Genomic DNA, 14,568 nt, shown 5'->3' on the forward strand with positions numbered 1-14,568 from the left:
CCCCTCCGACGCGTGGGCATACGCGCTCCCCCGTGCGGCGGAGCGCCGGTTAGGGTCGCTCCATGGCTACTCCTGACTTCCTCCGCACGCTGCGTGCCTCCGCCGGTCATCAGCTGCTGTGGCTCCCCGGGGTCACCGCCCTCGTCTTCGACGACGAGGGCCGGGTGCTCCTGAACCGCCGGTCGGACACGGGCAAGTGGTCGGTGATCGGCGGCATCCCCGACCCGGGGGAGCAGCCCGCGGCCTGCGCCGTGCGGGAGGTCGAGGAGGAGACCGCGGTGCGGTGCGCGGTCGAGCGCGTGGTGCTGGTGCAGGCGCTGACCCCGGTGACGTACGGCAACGGCGACATCTGCCAGTACATGGACATCTCCTTCCGCTGCCGTGCCGTCGGGGGCGAGGCGCGGGTCAACGACGACGAGTCGCTGGACGTCGGCTGGTTCGCCGTGGACGCGCTGCCGGAGCTGAACGAGTTCGCGCGGTTCCGGATCAAGCAGGCCATGTCCGACGCACCCACGTGGTTCGACCCCACTGGAAGCGGCTGAACTATAGGGCGTAACCACATGGGTCGACCTGGGGCCGCTGCCTAGGGTCGATCCATGACCGAGCCCCGTGGCCTCACGGCCCTCCCCGCCACCCCCCTCGACCTCGGTGGCCGTACCGCTCTCGTCACCGGTGCCGCCGGCGGCATCGGACGCGCCTGCACACTGCGCCTGGCGGCCGCCGGGGCCAAGGTCAGAGCCGTCGACCGGGACGGTGCGGGACTGGCGGCGCTCGCCGAGAACTCCCGCGACCTGCCGGGCACCGTCGAGCCGCACCTCCTCGACCTCACCGACCTGGACGCCGCCGAACTCGCCGCCGCCGGCACCGACGTCCTGGTCAACAACGCCGGACTGCAGCTGGTGCGCCCCATCGAGGAGTTCCCGCCCGACGTCTTCCACACGGTGCTCACCGTGATGCTGGAGGCCCCCTTCCGGCTCATCCGGGGCGCCCTGCCCCACATGTACGGGCAGGGCTGGGGCCGCATCGTCAACGTGTCCTCGGTCCACGGTCTGCGCGCCTCGGCCTACAAGTCCGCCTACGTGGCCGCCAAGCACGGCCTGGAGGGCCTGTCCAAGACCACCGCCCTGGAGGGCGCGGCCCGCGGAGTCACCTCCAACTGTGTGAGTCCCGCCTACGTGCGCACCCCGCTGGTCGAGCAGCAGATCGCCGACCAGGCCCGCGCCCACGGCATCCCCGAGGACCGCGTCCTGTCCGAGGTGCTGCTCCAGGACAGCGCGGTCAAACAGCTGATCGAACCGGAGGACGTCGCCGAGGCGGTGGCCTACCTGTGCGGTCCCCGGACGTCCTTCGTGACCGGCACGTCACTGGTCCTGGACGGCGGCTGGACCGCGCACTGAGACACCGGCCGTCAGCGGCCGGCCGTCTGCCGGTGGAGTCGTCCACAGGCCCTGACGGAGCGGCCGCGGGATGAGGAATCCTGTGAGCATGTCCCGCGAGCACCCGCAGTCCGCCGAGCGTTCCGTCCCCGCTCCCGCACCACCGGGCGCGCCCCGTCCGGGGGCCCGGCCCGCCCACGGTGGTGCCGAGGCACCGTTCCTCGAGCTGCTGGCCCGGGGCTCGGCCGCCGAGGCGTACGAGCAGCCGGTGCTGCTCGCCCGCGCCGAGGGAGTGCCCGCCGAGCGGATCGCCGAGCTCGAACAGGCCAAGCTGCTCGCCCTGCGGGTGCGCTCCGAGCTCGAGGGGCGGCGGCGCCGCGAGGCCGAGCTGTCCGCGCTGTTCGAGACCGCCCACGACCTCGCGGGACTGCGCGACCTGGACGCCGTGCTCCAGGCGATCGTGCAACGCGCCCGCTCACTGCTCGGCACCGATGTCGCCTACCTCAGTCTGAACGACCCGGCCAGGGGCGACACCTACATGCGGGTCACCGAGGGCTCGGTCGCCGCCCGCTTCCAGCAGCTGCGCCTCGGCATGGGCGAGGGCCTCGGCGGGCTGGTCGCCCAGACCGCCCGCCCGTACGTCACCGACGACTACTTCCGCGACGACCGCTTCCAGCACACCCACAGCATCGACACCGGGGTCCGCGACGAGGGCCTGGTCGCCATCCTCGGAGTGCCCCTGACGCTCGGGCACCACGTCATCGGTGTCCTCTTCGCGGCGGACCGCCGGGCCAGGGTCTTCGAACGTGAGCAGATCGCCCTGCTGGGGTCCTTCGCCGCCCTCGCCGCGGCCGCACTGGACGCGGCGAACCTGCTGGCGGAGACCCGCTCGGCCCTCGCCGGCCTGGAGCGCGCCAACGAGATCATCCAGGACCGCAGCGCCGTCATCGAACGCGCCTCGGACGTGCACGACCGGCTGGCCGAGCTGGTGCTCCGCGGCGGCGGGGTGCACGACGTGGCCGCCGCCGTCTCCGAGGTGCTGGACGGCACGGTCGAGTTCACCGAGGCCGCCGCGGCACCCGCCCGCGCCCTGGAGTCCTCACGCGCCGAAGGCCACGCGGTCCGGCACCGGGAGGACTGGGTCGCGGCCGTCGCCGCCGGCGGTGAACTCCTCGGCGCACTGGTCCTGCGCGGTCACCCGGGCCTGGACCCCGTCGACCAGCGCACCCTGGAGCGCGCGGCCATGGTGACCTCACTGCTGCTGCTCGCCCGCCGTTCCGCCGCCGAGGCCGAGCAGCGCGTCCGCGGGGAACTGCTCGACGACCTGCTCGACGCCCGCGACCGCGACCTGCGCCTGCTGCGCGAGCGGGCCGCCCGGCTGCACGCCGACCTCGACGCCACCCACGCCGTCCTCGCCACCCGGCTGGAGGGCGGCACCGCCGACGCCGACCAGGAGGCCGACGCCCGCAGACGGCTGTGGGCCGCCGCCTCGCACCTGGCGGCGACCGGGCAGGGCCTCGCCGCGGCCCGCGACGGCGGCACCGTCCTGCTGTTGCCCCTCGCCCCCGGCGACACCGCCACCGAGCTCGCCCGCCGCACGGCCCGCCACCTGGCGACGGCCGTCCACGAACCGGTCACCGTCGGGGCGTCCGCCCCCGTCGAGCAGCTCACCGCCCGTCCCGACACCGTCGCGGAGGCGTACGCGGAGGCCCGCCGCTGCCTGGACACCCTCCGCCTCCTCGGCCGGTCGGGGGACGGCTCCGCCGCCGAGGACTTCGGCTTCCTCGGCCTCCTGCTGGCCGGGGAGCGGGACGTCGCCGGCTTCGTGGACCGCACCGTCGGCCAGGTCGTCGCCTACGACGAGCGCCGGGGAACGGAGCTGCTGCACACCCTCGACGCGTACTTCGCGTGCGGCATGAGCCCCGCCCGCACCAAGGACGAACTCCACGTCCACGTCAACACGGTCGCCCAGCGACTGGAACGCGTGGGCCGTCTCCTGGGCGACGACTGGCAGAGTCCGGCCCGTGCGCTGGAGATCCAGCTCGCCCTGCGCCTGCACCGGCTGTCCGGCGTCACACAGTCGACCGCACAGACCTGACCGGGGCTCCGTCGAGGCGGTGCCGTGCGCGCCGGGCGGTGTCTACAGTGAGCGGGTCGGGAAAACATCGAGACGGGCTTCTGGTGACATGTCACATCCCCTGATGTTCGAGGACGACGATCCCTACCTGGTGCGGCTGCGCGGGGTGGCACTGGCCTTCCCCGACGCGGAGGAGCGGATCGCGCACGGGCGGCCGGGTTTCCGGGCCGGCCGGTACTTCGCCTGGTACGGCGGTTCCACCAAGGGCTTCGCCGGCACCCGTGTCCCCTACGACCGGGCCCTGATCGTCCTGCCGGACGACACCGACCGTGCGGCCCTCGCCGGGGACGCCCGCTTCTTCGCGCCCGCCTACCTCGCCCCCTCCGGCTGGATCGGCATCGACCTCACCGCCGGCGGCACCACGGCTCCCGAGGACGTGGACTGGCGGGAGGTGGCCGAACTGCTCGACGCCTCCTACCGCCAGGTCGCCGGCGTCCGCCGGGTGACGCGCCTCGACGGTGACGGCGGCCCGGCCGTGCCACCGGCCTGAGAGGCGGAGCGCGGCGGGCCGGCGAGCGGGCCCGGGACCATCGGCGCGCGGCCCGGCGGACCGCACCTGCGGACGACCGCCGCGGCTCAGCGGGTCCGGTAGCGGGCGTGGATCAGGCCGGTGCCGAAGACACGCTGCTCGACCAGCCGGAGGTCGAGGCGCACGCCGTCGGGGAAGAAGCGCTTGCCGCCGCCGACCACGCTCGTGGTGATGAACAGGTGGTACTCGTCCACCAGGCCGGCCGCGATCGCCTGGGCCGCGAGGTTCGGGCCGTCGACGGTGAGATCGCGATCCGCCTCGGCCTTGATTCCCGGCCGGCGCACCGTGGGGCAGGTGAAGCACGTCCTCCAGGCCGATCCGGGCGGCACCTCTCAGGGCGGTGCCGCGCCGTGTTCCGCGAGGGGGCCGATCGACAGGCCCGCCTCTCGGCACCGGTGCACGACGCCCGGCAGGGCGCCCAGCGCGGACCGCCAGCACTCCGGGGCCGACATCCTGTCCGTGTCGTGCAGGAGGACGGTGCCGCCGCCGCGCAGCCCGGCGCTGACGGCGGCGCGAACCGAGGCCGGGGTGGCGCCGGGCGTCCAGTCCCTGCCCCAGGCGGTCCACAGCACCGGTCGCAGGCCCGCCGCACGGGCCGCCGCCCAGCGTCCGGAGGTCAGGATGCCGTAGGGCGGGCGGTACCAGCGGGGGCACCGGCCCGTCAGCTCCCGTACCGTGTCGGCCGCCCGCGCCAGGGCACGCATGTCGTCCACGGGGGCGGGGAACCAGGGGCGGTCGTGGCTCCAGCCGTGCACCGCCACCTCGTGCCCGCGGCGGACGGTCTCCCGCACCACGGCGGGATGTCGTACGACGCCGTCGCCCAGGACGAAGAACGTCGCCCGCACCCCGAGTTCCTCCAGGGCGTCGAGGAACCGCGGGGTGGACTCGGGGTCGGGACCGTCGTCGAAGGTCAGGGCCACATGGGAGGGATCTCCCACACCGGCCAGGCGCGGGAAACGGCGGCGCACCACCGGCAGCCAGGTCGCGGCGGGCGCCATGTGGGCCGCGGCGACGGCGGAGAGGGGAGCCAGCACGGCGGCCGTACGCCGCGAGGACGTGACCATCGGCATCCGACTCCTTTCCGGTCCCGGAGGTTCACTGCACCCGCCGTGCGGCCGGGCCGGTACCCGGACGCCGTGCCGCCGTGTCCCAGTCTCCGGCGACCGACGGGGCACGGGCCAGCCCGGCGGTGCCCGCCCCCATGAGCACCACGCCCACCACGGCCGGCACCGTACGCACCCCGAGCGTGATCTGCTCCCCGAACAGCCCCCACCCCAGAGCGACGCTCGTCAGCGCGTCCCCGAGGGTCAGGGCCGGCTGGGACGCGGCCAGCGTGCCCGCCCGGAAGGCGCTCTGCAGCAGCAGGAAGGCGACACCTCCGGCGGCGGCCATGGCGTAGACGGGCCACGTGCCCAGCACCGCCGCCGGGCCGTCGGGAAGCCTGCCGGTCACCTCCTTGAGGAGTGCCGCCGTCAGGGAGAACGACACGGCGGACGCCAGCCCCAGCAGCGCCGCGCGCGGCGCGCCCCGCACCGTGCGGGCCGTCAGCACCAGCACCGCCACACCGCCCAGGACCGCGCCCGAGGCCACCAGCCACTGCTCCGCCGAGGCGGTGTCCCGGCCGGGGGCCGGGGCGGCCGAGGTCAGGAACGCCGCCAGCCCCGCGGCCAGTGCGGCGAACGCCAGCCACGTCCGGCGGTCCGGACGGCGGTGGAAGACCATGCTCCCGACGACCAGGGTGAACAGCAGTTCGGCCGCCATGAGGGGCTGGACCAGCGCCAGACTTCCCACGCTCAGCGCGGCCGCCTGGAGCACGGTGGACAGCGCGAGCATCCCGGCCCCCGCCACCCAGTACGGCCTGCGCAGTACCTGCCCGAGCCAGCGGACGGCCTGACGGACACCCGGGCCGCCCTCCGGTTCGTCCGCCGCGGCCCGCCGCTGCAGCACCGAGGCGGCGGCGTTGGACAACGCCGCCAGCAGGGCCAGCACGACGACCAGCACGCCACCCCGCCGTTCAGCCGAACACGGCGGCGAGCCGCCGGTACAGACCCGGTGCCGCGCCCCGCACCCGGGCGGGCAGACACAGCCAGCCGGGGACGTAGACCTCGTCCCGCCCCCGCAGGACGGCGCTCGACACCGCTCCGGCGACCCGCTCCGGCGGGACGGGCCTCGGCCACCCTCGCCGGTAGGGGACGCCCCGCCGGTCGAAGAACGGCGTGTCCACCACCCCCGGCACCACGAGGCTGACCGCCACGCCCGTCCCGCGCAGCTCGTAGCGCAGCGCGTCCGCGAAGGCGCCCAGCCCCGCCTTGGCCGCCGAGTACACCGCCTCGCCCCGCACGGCCACCGTCCCCGCCAGGGACCCGACCAGCACCACACGTCCGGAACCGGCCGTCACCATGTGCGGCACCACCTGCCGGACCAGCCGCAGCGTCGCCAGGAGGTCGACCTCGACGACCTCCTCGATGGCCCGCGGGGGCATCGTGGCGAAGTCCCCGGCCCAGCCGATGCCGGCACCGGCCACCAGCAGGTCCAGGCGGCCGGTGTGCTCGAGGGCGAACCGGGTCAGCCGCCGCTCGGCGCCGGGCCGGGTCAGATCGGCCGGGAAGACGTCCGCCGGGGCCCGCTCCGCGACCCGGCCCAGGCGTCCGGCGTCCCGCCCGCTGAGGACCAGACGCCACCCCTCGGCGGACAACCGCCGGGCCACGGCGGCGCCGATGCCCGAGGAGGCGCCGGTCACCAGGGCGGCACGGGCACGCCCGGCGCCGCCGGCCGGGGCTCCCGGCACCGCGTCGGCCGGTGCGACGGACGTCCGTGGGGACGACACGTCGCCGGCACGGGAAACGTGAGACATGGGCTGCACCTCGGCTGCGGAGGGTGAACGCCCGGGGGACCGCGTCCGCGGCCGCTCCCGGTGTTCGGCGGGGAGGGACGCACGGGAATCCCCCGGGAGCGCCGGAGCGAAACACGGCCCGCCGTGTTTCACCGGCCCGGCGCGGGGAGACCCGGCAACCCGTGCACTCACCGCCCCCGGTGCCCCGCCGGTACGCGCCGGCGGACGACAGGCTGCGGCTGCTGATCGTCAGCGCGAGCATGGGCGCCGGTCACGACACGGTGGCCGCCGAACTGGCCCGCCGTGCCAGGGCGCAGGGCCACGACGCGCAGACCGTGGACCTCCTGCGGCTGCTCCCGTACGGCCTGGGCAGCGGACTGCGCCTCCTCTACCAGTCGTCGGTACGGCACTTCCCCTGGGCGTACGCGGGCCTCTACCGCGCACTGCTGCGCCCCGGCCCGCGGCACCGCCCCAGCGGTCTCCCGCTCGCACGGCTGGCGGGCCGCCGGCTGACCGGGCTCGCGGAACGCACGGGCGCCGACGTGGTGGTCCCGGTCTTCCACCTGGCCGCCCAGCTGACCGGTCACCTGAGGGACCGGGGGCGGCTGCGGTCGCCGAGCGCCGTCTTCATGACCGACTTCGCCGTGCACCGGCAGTGGCTCCACTCCGGCAACGACCTGTACCTCTGCCTCACCGACGACGCCGCGCGCGACGTGCGCCGCAGCATCCCGGTGCCCGTGGAGTCGACCGGAGCGGTGGTGGCGCCCGCCTTCCTCGCCCCGGCCGACGGAGCCGCACGGTGGCGGCGGGCCTTCGAGGAACACGCCCCCGGGCGCCCGCCCGTCGTACTGTCCGCCGGCGCCTGGGGCGCGGCCTCCGAACTGGACGGCACCGCCGCCCTGCTCGTCGACGCCGGTTTCCTCCCGGTCGTGCTGTGCGGCCGCAACGATCGTCTGCGCACCCGCCTGGCCGGGCTGCCGGGCGCGTTCGTACCGGACTGGGTCACCGACATGCCCGGTCTGCTGCGGGCGGCCCGGGTCCTGATCGACAACGCGGCGGGACAGACCGCGGTCCAGGCACTGGCCTGCGGGACTCCCGTCGTGGGCTACCGCCCGCTGCCCGGTCACGGCACGGAGGGCGTCCGCCGGATGGCGGCGCTCGGCCTCTCCGAGACCGCCGGCGACGGCGCCGCGCTGCTGCGCGCCCTGCGGAGGCTGTCGGCGGACGGCGCACAGCGGGAGCGCCGGATCTCCCGCGGGCGGGAGCTCTTCCACGGGGACGCGCTGGCCCGGGTGACCGCCCTCGCCGGCACGCGCTGCGCCTGACCCCCGTCGCCGGACGTGACCGGAGCCGCGCCCGTCAGCCGCCCCGGCCGGGAGACCTCGTGCCGGTCCGCGGGGGCAGGTCGTCGGTGAACCGGTGCCCGTGGTGATCGAGGAGCCAGCGGCCGAACATCGCCCCGCCGAAGATGACGAACCCCACGCCGATGAGCCAGGACTCGACGATGAGGACGACGCCGACGGTGCCGTAGTTGATCGCGTTCTCGACGATCAGCGGGGTGAAGACGAAGTAGGAGAAGGCCCGCAGGCCGATCAGGCCCGCCATGGTGGCGAGCGCGCCCGGCAGCAGATGCCGCCAGCGGACCTGTCCGCCCAGCAGGAAGCGCTGCCCCCACCAGAAGAACAGCACCCCGGTCGCCAGCGAGAGGGTGATCCGCTCGGGCCCGTACATCACGTCGCGGGTCAGCACCTCCTGGTAGAGGTACGCGGTCAGTACGCACAGCCAGACCGCCTGACGCCAGATCCGGTGCCACGGGCCGGGTGGCACGTTCCAGGTCCGTTCGTAGCCGATCTGGACGCTCCCGCCGAACGGGATGCCGAACGCGGCGAGCGCCAGCACACCCCACAGACTGGTGGTGCCGACCACCTCGCGCGGTGGGCTGATGATCTCCGTGAGGACTCGCGCGGACCGGCCGGACAGTCCCATGCCGTCGGCCAGCCAGGCGGCGAAGCCGCCCCGTCCGAGAGGATCGGCGGCGGCGATCACGATGAGCAGGGGCGCCAGCGTGACCAGCGCCAGCGTCGCGAACCCCATCGCCCTGTGCATCAGTTCGAGGTCACGGCCTCGCCGCACCAGGCCCTGGGCGCCCAGCCAGTGCCATGCGTGCCGCAGCGGGTCCAGGTGACGCCTCACGGTGCGCTCCTCCGTCGGCTCGCGGACCCCGTCCGTGCCACCCGGGGCGGACGGGACGGACGCGGGCGGGGAAGGGGGGTTCCTCTCTCGTGCTCGTGCGGACGGCGGCGGCCGCGCCGTCCGGCGGGGGCACCGCGCCCGCACCGGCCCGGCACCCGTACGCCTCCCCGGACCCGGCGCCGCACGGCCGCGCGGCCCCGCTGTGCACCGCCGGACCGGACGCCACCCACCACCGCAGCCCTGGCGGTGCGGCGCACGGGGTGCGCGGCCTGCCGGACCACCGGCACCCGTCCGGCGCGGCGCGGGGGGTGTGCGGCGTACCGCGCCACGGGGACCGCACGGCGTGTGCGGCTGCCGCCGGGCCGGCTCGGGTGCCTCACCGTGCGGGTGCCGGTGGTCCGTGCCGGTGGGCGGTGGGGTGGCACGGGGTGCGGCGGGTACCGGGCGGCAGGTGCCCGTGGGGCGGATCGCGTCCGCCGTGGTCCGGGGGCCGTGCGGGGAGTGCGGCGCCCGTCGCGACGCGGGTGCCGGGCGCCGTGACCCCGCCCGGCCGTCCGCGCACGGATCGCCCGCCTCCAGACCCTCGCGGAGCCGGTCGAGACAGCGCCGCAGGATGCGCGACACCTGCATCTGCGAGACACCCACGGCACGCGCGATCTGCTGCTGGCTGCACTCGCGGTAGAAGCGCAGGTACAGCACGCGGCGGTCACGCTCCGGCAGTCGCCTCACGAGGGCGGCCAGGGTCACGGAGTCGACGACCCGGCCGAGCGCGGGGTCCTCGGCGCCGGCCGCTCGGACCGGCGGGTCCGAGCGGTCGCTCCCGGCAGGCTCGTCGAGGGAACGCACACGGCATTCGCGCACCGCCCGCAGCGCGCACAGCACCCGGTCCCGGCTCAGCCCGGTGTGTCCGGCGATCTGTTCCGCGGTGGGGGACCGGCCGCCGGGCCGCTGCTCCAGCTCCTCGACGGCCCGGAAGATCCGGCTGCTCGCCTCCTGGAGGGGCCGCGGCAGCCGGACGGCGGCCGTACGGTCGCGCAGGTGCCGCCGCACCTCACCGGTGACCTTGGGCAGCGCGTACGCCAGGAAGGCGTGACCCCGCGAGGGGTCGTAGCCGTCGACGGCCTTGATCAGCCCGAGGGAGGCGACCTGTACGAGGTCGTCGAACTCCTCACCGTGGCGGTGGAAGCGGCGGGTGACCCGCCGAGCCATGGGCAGCATCAGACGGATGACGTGATCCCGCAGGGCGGCCCGCCGGGGTCCGGGGGGCTGCGCCGAGAGCTCGTGCAGCAGCGCGTCGAGCTGATCCGGGGACGGCTCGGGCCCGGAGGACCCGTGCGTCCGGAGGTCGTCGGCGGCGGGTGTGGTGGACATGGGCCTCTGGGGGTGTCGGGCCTGCTGGGAACGGCCTGCGGGCACGAGCGGCCACCCGTCACCGGACAGCCGTGCCGCCGATGCCCGCGCCGGTCTCGGATTCACCGTCCCGCCCCGCACGCAAACACCGCCTGCGCCGGGTGCGGGAACCCCGTCCGTCCGGCGGGTGACGTCCCGTTCGGGCCGGTTGCGCCCCGCGGCGGACACGTGTCCCCCTTCGCGTCGCCCGTTCACGCCGGAACGGATCAGGGAGGCGCGTGTCATCCGTCGAGACTGATGAGGAGCAGGGCGATGGCGTCCCCCGGGCTCGGCGCGTGACGGATGAGGAGGTCGGCCATGGCGTCGGGGTCGCAGGGGTCCGCGCGTTCGGTGAGACCGGCGAGGGCCGTGGTGGCGTCGTCGATGTCCACCCCGGGTGCTTCGACGAGCCCGTCGGTGTAGAGGACCAGGACACCGCCTGGCGGCAGGGGCACCTCCATCGTCGGATAGCGGCAGTCCGGCTCGATCCCGAGCAGGAGCCCCGGGGGGACCCGCAGGAGTTCGGTGTGCCCGTCGGGACGGCGCAGCAGCGGCGGCGGATGGCCGGCGGTGGCGACGCACCCGCGCCGGGTGGCGAGGTCCAGGTGGACGTAGAGGCAGCTGGTGAACAGGCCGGGGTCCAGGTCGTTGAGCAGACGGTTGGTGCCGGCCAGGACCTGGTCGGGGGACGAGCCCGCCGTGGCGTGGGCGTGGACGGCGGTACGGACCTGCCCCATGAGGGCCGCCGCGTCCACGTTGTGGCCCTGCACGTCGCCGATGGTGGCGCCGGCGGTGTGCTCGTCGAGGCGGATGAGGTCGTAGAAGTCACCGCCGATGCCCAGGCCCCGGGCCGCCGGAAGGTAGCGTGCCGCGACCTTCATGCCCGGGACGGCGGGCAGCGTGCGCGGCAGCAGGGCGGACTGCAGGCGGTGCGCGAGATTGTGCTTGGCGTCGTAGAGGCGGGCGCGGTCCAGTGCCTGCCCGACCAGGCCCGCGATCGAGATGAGGACGGCGCGTTCACCGGGCGGGAAGGGCTGGGCCCGGCTGTAGGAGAGGAGCAGGGAACCCCTGGGACGGCCGGAGGCGATCAGCGGCAGGACGGCCCAGGCGGCCATGCCGTCCTCGTGCGTCACGGCGGGGAACTCCCGCCGCATCTCGGCGAACGTGGAGTAGAAGCCCGGCACCCCGGTGGTCTGGACCTTGACGGCGGGAATGTCCGCGTTCAGACGGACGGTGTCGAAGCGGTCGATGAGGTCGGCGCGGTAGCCCCGGTGACCGAGGATCTTCAGCCGGCCCTCCTCGGCCGTCATCAGCACCAGGCCCTGGGCGCCGAGAGCGGGCAGGAGCCGGTCGGCGGTCTGGTCGACCACGTCCTGCACACCGGCGGCCTCGGTCAGCGTGGCGGCCAGTTGCATCAGGTGGTAGAGCATGGCGGCACGGCTGGGCCTGGCGGTGGACGGTGACGCCGGGGTGTCCTCGGGCGGCGCGGCGCCGGTGATGCGGACGCTGATGCCGGAGGGGTCCGGGTACAGCTCGAAGGCCAGCCACGTCCGCGGCGGGCGCAGGACGGTGAAGTCCTGCGGTTGGCGGCTGACCAGCGCGGCCCGGTAGCGGTCCTCCACCTCGGGGACGTCCATCCACGGCAGTGCCTCCCACGGGAGCGCGCCCAGCAGGTCGTCCCGGGCGGCACCGAGGAGGTCGGCGGCGGCGGGGGTGAGGAAGGTGATGCGGCCGTGCATGTCCAGCGCGCAGGACCCTCCGGGGAGCCGGTCGACGAAGGCCGTGGCCGCGGCCGCCTCGTCGGGCGGGGCGCTGCGGCCGCTCCGGGGGGACAGGGTCCGCGGCCTGCCGCCCAGCCGCGGCTGTTCGCCGCGGTCGAGGGACTCCTGGACGACGTCACCCAGGCGGCGACAGCCCGACTCGATCGCCTCCCGCTCGTCGCGGCCCAGCGGGGCCGTACGGTCTCCGGCCCACAGCAGCACCAGTCCGCCCAGGACGCCGGAGCGGGAGGTGACCGGAGCGGCGGCCAGCGCGAAGTCGTACGGCAGGACGAGGGCCGGACGCGGATAGTGGCGCGCCATCTCCTCCTGGCCGCCGACCCACACCAGGCGCCGCTCGCGCGCGGCGTCCGCCACCGGGATGGGGTCGCTCAGCGCGACACGCCGCCACGGCAGGGTGAACTCCTGCGGCAGTCCCGCCACCGTGACCAGCCACAGCGCGTCGTCGCCCGGCGGCAGCACGTACAGCAGCGCGCCGAACGCTCCGCTGTCGCGCACCACGGCGGCCAGCGCGGCGTCCATTCAGCCATCCCTCCCCGGACGCGGGGGCATGGGGTGCCCACGGGCCGCGTCGTGTCCCGGCCGTCGAGAAACGCGCGCCGCCGTCCCCTTCCGGACCGCGTCGCACCCGTCACACCGGACACCACGCATATGCGGACACTACGCCCAACGTACCGGGTAGGCATCCAGACACCGGCGGGACCGTGACCGCCCGGGACGCGGCGCGCCACCGGCCCGCTGCGGGTGCGGCCCGTGCCGCCGCGGGCGCGGCGCGCGGATTCGCGGTGCGGCCGGGGCGAGCGGGTGACGGTGGGTGCCGGGGCCGTGGTCCTCGGCCTCGCTCAGGAAGCCACGGCTGACGCGCCGGCCACCACGCCCGGTCGCGCGGTGGCCGGCGAGAGCCGCAGGACGGCCGACGGGGGCGGGGGAGCGCCGCCGGCCGCGGCGGGGTCCGGTCCGGTCAGTACCGCCCAACCGGTCACCAGGGCCGCGACGACCGCGGCACGACGTCGGCGGCCCGGCGCAGAGATCCGCGTATGCGGGGCATGGGCATACTCCGTCCCTCTCACTGCGTGGCTGGACGCCCGGGGCCGGCGGTGCCCTGCTCGCGGGCGTATCAGTGCCCACGACACAACCCGGCGGGGACCGGGGCGAGGCAACCGCAGCCGAACGGGCGAGCAGGCCCGGCGATCACCGCGCCCGGCTGGGTGATCAGCGGTGGCGGCGGTGATCACCCGCTCATAGTTTCGGCTTCATGAACAGACGACTCCTCGCCTATCTCGCCTGCACCACCGCCGTCGTGGCCGCGGGGCTGGGTGCCGCCCCGGCGGCCCACCAGCCGACCGTGCACCGTGTCCAGCCCGGGCAGTCGATCCAGAAGGCCGTCGACGCGGCCGAGCCGGGGGACACCGTCCTGCTCGCGGCCGGCACCTACCGGCAGAGCGTCGGCATCACCTCCTCCGACATCACCCTGCGCGGCCACGGCGCCGACCGCACCGTCCTGATGCCCGCGACGAAGGCCGAGGGCGCCTGCGCCGAGGCCGGCAACGGCATCTGCGTGACCGGCACCGACGACGAACCCCTCGAGGACGTCGAGGTGCGGTCCCTGACGGTGCGTGGGTTCGCCAAGAACGGGCTGTGGGCCACCGGGACCGAGAACCTGCGGGTCCGCTTCGTGGGCGCGGAGAAGAACGGCCAGTGGGGCATCGCCCAGGAACGCTCCGTACGCGGCGTCATCAGCCACAACCTCGCACAGGACAACGGCGACGCGGGAGTGCTCGTCGCCAACACCGTCGACACTGAGGAGGGCGCCCGGGACGCCGGGAAGACGGTCGTCCGGCACAACAGGACCGTGGGCAACCGGGTCGGCGTCACCGTACGGCGGCTGCGGAACATGAACGTCGACCACAACGAGGCCACCGGCAACTGCGCCGCCGTGTTCGTCGTGGGCGACGAGTCCACCCCCCGCGCCGGCCGACTGAGCGTCACCCACAACCACGTCCACGGCAACAACAAGCACTGCGAAAAGACGCCGCGCCTGCCCTTCGTCCAGGGCTCCGGCATCGTCCTCACCGGCGTCGAGGAGACCCTCGTCGCCTTCAACCGGGTGGAGGACAACAAGGGCACCTCCCCGCTGTCCGGCGGCATCGTGCTGTTCAAGAGCCTCGTCGGCACCCCCAGCGAACGCAACGAGATCCGCGACAACCTCCTGACCGGCAACGGCCCGGCCGATCTGGCCAACCGGGACACCGCCAAGAGCAACACCTTCAGCCGCAACACCTGCACGCTCTCCGAACCCGCCGGAATGTGCTGACCCGCTCCGCCCCCTCCAT

At 75.1% G+C, this 14,568-nt stretch carries 11 protein-coding genes and 2 pseudogenes; 6 read left to right on the plus strand and 7 right to left on the minus strand.

Annotation, left to right across the window (positions count from 1 at the left end):
* The first annotated feature begins 62 nt into the window (after positions 1 to 62).
* From ACZ6A9_RS18865 to ACZ6A9_RS18880, 4 genes are all read left to right on the plus strand, one after another.
* On the plus strand, positions 63 to 542 hold the full coding sequence (locus ACZ6A9_RS18865) for an NUDIX hydrolase (protein WP_468986705.1): 480 nt from the start codon (positions 63 to 65) through the stop codon (positions 540 to 542).
* 54 nt (positions 543 to 596) lie between these two features.
* The gene (locus ACZ6A9_RS18870) at positions 597 to 1,397 is read left to right on the plus strand and encodes a 3-hydroxybutyrate dehydrogenase (protein ID WP_468986707.1); all 801 of its coding nucleotides are present in this window, start codon (positions 597 to 599) and stop codon (positions 1,395 to 1,397) included.
* 88 nt (positions 1,398 to 1,485) lie between these two features.
* Positions 1,486 to 3,474 (plus strand): helix-turn-helix domain-containing protein, encoded by a 1,989-nt coding sequence (locus tag ACZ6A9_RS18875; RefSeq protein ID WP_468986709.1) that lies wholly within the window; start codon positions 1,486 to 1,488, stop codon positions 3,472 to 3,474.
* An 88-nt stretch (positions 3,475 to 3,562) separates the two neighbouring features.
* A complete protein-coding gene (locus ACZ6A9_RS18880; protein ID WP_468986712.1) occupies positions 3,563 to 4,003 on the plus strand; it encodes an MmcQ/YjbR family DNA-binding protein in 441 nt (146 codons plus the stop codon).
* 86 nt (positions 4,004 to 4,089) lie between these two features.
* Here the strand turns inward: ACZ6A9_RS18880 and ACZ6A9_RS18885 are convergent.
* From ACZ6A9_RS18885 to ACZ6A9_RS18900, 4 genes and pseudogenes are all read right to left on the minus strand, one after another.
* A pseudogene (locus tag ACZ6A9_RS18885) lies at positions 4,090 to 4,311 on the minus strand (dihydrofolate reductase family protein); the annotation flags it as partial.
* 63 nt (positions 4,312 to 4,374) lie between these two features.
* Positions 4,375 to 5,106 carry a polysaccharide deacetylase family protein gene (locus ACZ6A9_RS18890; RefSeq protein WP_468986714.1) on the minus strand — a complete coding sequence of 244 codons (732 nt, stop codon included), beginning with the start codon at positions 5,104 to 5,106 and terminating at the stop codon, positions 4,375 to 4,377.
* 31 nt (positions 5,107 to 5,137) lie between these two features.
* A complete protein-coding gene (locus ACZ6A9_RS18895) occupies positions 5,138 to 6,043 on the minus strand; it encodes a DMT family transporter (protein WP_468986717.1) in 906 nt (301 codons plus the stop codon).
* A gap of 13 nt (positions 6,044 to 6,056) precedes the next feature.
* Positions 6,057 to 6,896, minus strand: coding sequence for an SDR family NAD(P)-dependent oxidoreductase (locus ACZ6A9_RS18900; protein ID WP_468986721.1), 840 nt, complete (start codon positions 6,894 to 6,896; stop codon positions 6,057 to 6,059).
* 179 nt (positions 6,897 to 7,075) lie between these two features.
* Between ACZ6A9_RS18900 and ACZ6A9_RS18905 the strand changes: the two genes are divergently transcribed.
* The gene (locus ACZ6A9_RS18905) at positions 7,076 to 8,200 is read left to right on the plus strand and encodes an MGDG synthase family glycosyltransferase (RefSeq protein ID WP_468987226.1); all 1,125 of its coding nucleotides are present in this window, start codon (positions 7,076 to 7,078) and stop codon (positions 8,198 to 8,200) included.
* A gap of 34 nt (positions 8,201 to 8,234) precedes the next feature.
* On the opposite strand, the gene ACZ6A9_RS18910 is transcribed toward ACZ6A9_RS18905, so the two are convergent.
* The 3 genes and pseudogenes from ACZ6A9_RS18910 to ACZ6A9_RS18920 form a co-directional block, all read right to left on the minus strand.
* Positions 8,235 to 9,068: a ribonuclease BN gene (locus ACZ6A9_RS18910; RefSeq protein WP_468987227.1), complete on the minus strand. Its 834-nt coding sequence runs from the start codon at positions 9,066 to 9,068 to the stop codon at positions 8,235 to 8,237.
* Between the two features lie 591 nt (positions 9,069 to 9,659).
* Positions 9,660 to 10,703: pseudogene (locus tag ACZ6A9_RS18915) on the minus strand (sigma-70 family RNA polymerase sigma factor); the annotation flags it as partial.
* Positions 10,700 to 12,757, minus strand: a complete 2,058-nt coding sequence (locus tag ACZ6A9_RS18920; protein WP_468986726.1) for a SpoIIE family protein phosphatase — start codon at positions 12,755 to 12,757, stop codon at positions 10,700 to 10,702. The pseudogene ACZ6A9_RS18915 and the gene ACZ6A9_RS18920, both read right to left, overlap by 4 nt.
* 733 nt (positions 12,758 to 13,490) lie before the next feature.
* Between ACZ6A9_RS18920 and ACZ6A9_RS18925 the strand changes: the two genes are divergently transcribed.
* Positions 13,491 to 14,549, plus strand: a complete 1,059-nt coding sequence (locus ACZ6A9_RS18925) for a right-handed parallel beta-helix repeat-containing protein (RefSeq protein WP_468986732.1) — start codon at positions 13,491 to 13,493, stop codon at positions 14,547 to 14,549.
* Positions 14,550 to 14,568 lie beyond the last annotated feature (19 nt).

It is taken from the genome of Streptomyces sp. NPDC041124, from assembly GCF_055592385.1.

Coding starts and splice junctions, on each gene's coding strand:
- ACZ6A9_RS18865 (WP_468986705.1), top strand. CDS start 63: ATGGCTACTCCTGACTTCCTCCGCACGCTGCGTGCCTCCGCCGGTCAT.
- ACZ6A9_RS18870 (WP_468986707.1), top strand. CDS start 597: ATGACCGAGCCCCGTGGCCTCACGGCCCTCCCCGCCACCCCCCTCGAC.
- ACZ6A9_RS18875 (WP_468986709.1), top strand. CDS start 1,486: ATGTCCCGCGAGCACCCGCAGTCCGCCGAGCGTTCCGTCCCCGCTCCC.
- ACZ6A9_RS18880 (WP_468986712.1), top strand. CDS start 3,563: ATGTCACATCCCCTGATGTTCGAGGACGACGATCCCTACCTGGTGCGG.
- ACZ6A9_RS18890 (WP_468986714.1), bottom strand. CDS start 5,106: ATGGTCACGTCCTCGCGGCGTACGGCCGCCGTGCTGGCTCCCCTCTCC.
- ACZ6A9_RS18900 (WP_468986721.1), bottom strand. CDS start 6,896: ATGTCTCACGTTTCCCGTGCCGGCGACGTGTCGTCCCCACGGACGTCC.
- ACZ6A9_RS18920 (WP_468986726.1), bottom strand. CDS start 12,757: ATGGACGCCGCGCTGGCCGCCGTGGTGCGCGACAGCGGAGCGTTCGGC.
- ACZ6A9_RS18925 (WP_468986732.1), top strand. CDS start 13,491: ATGAACAGACGACTCCTCGCCTATCTCGCCTGCACCACCGCCGTCGTG.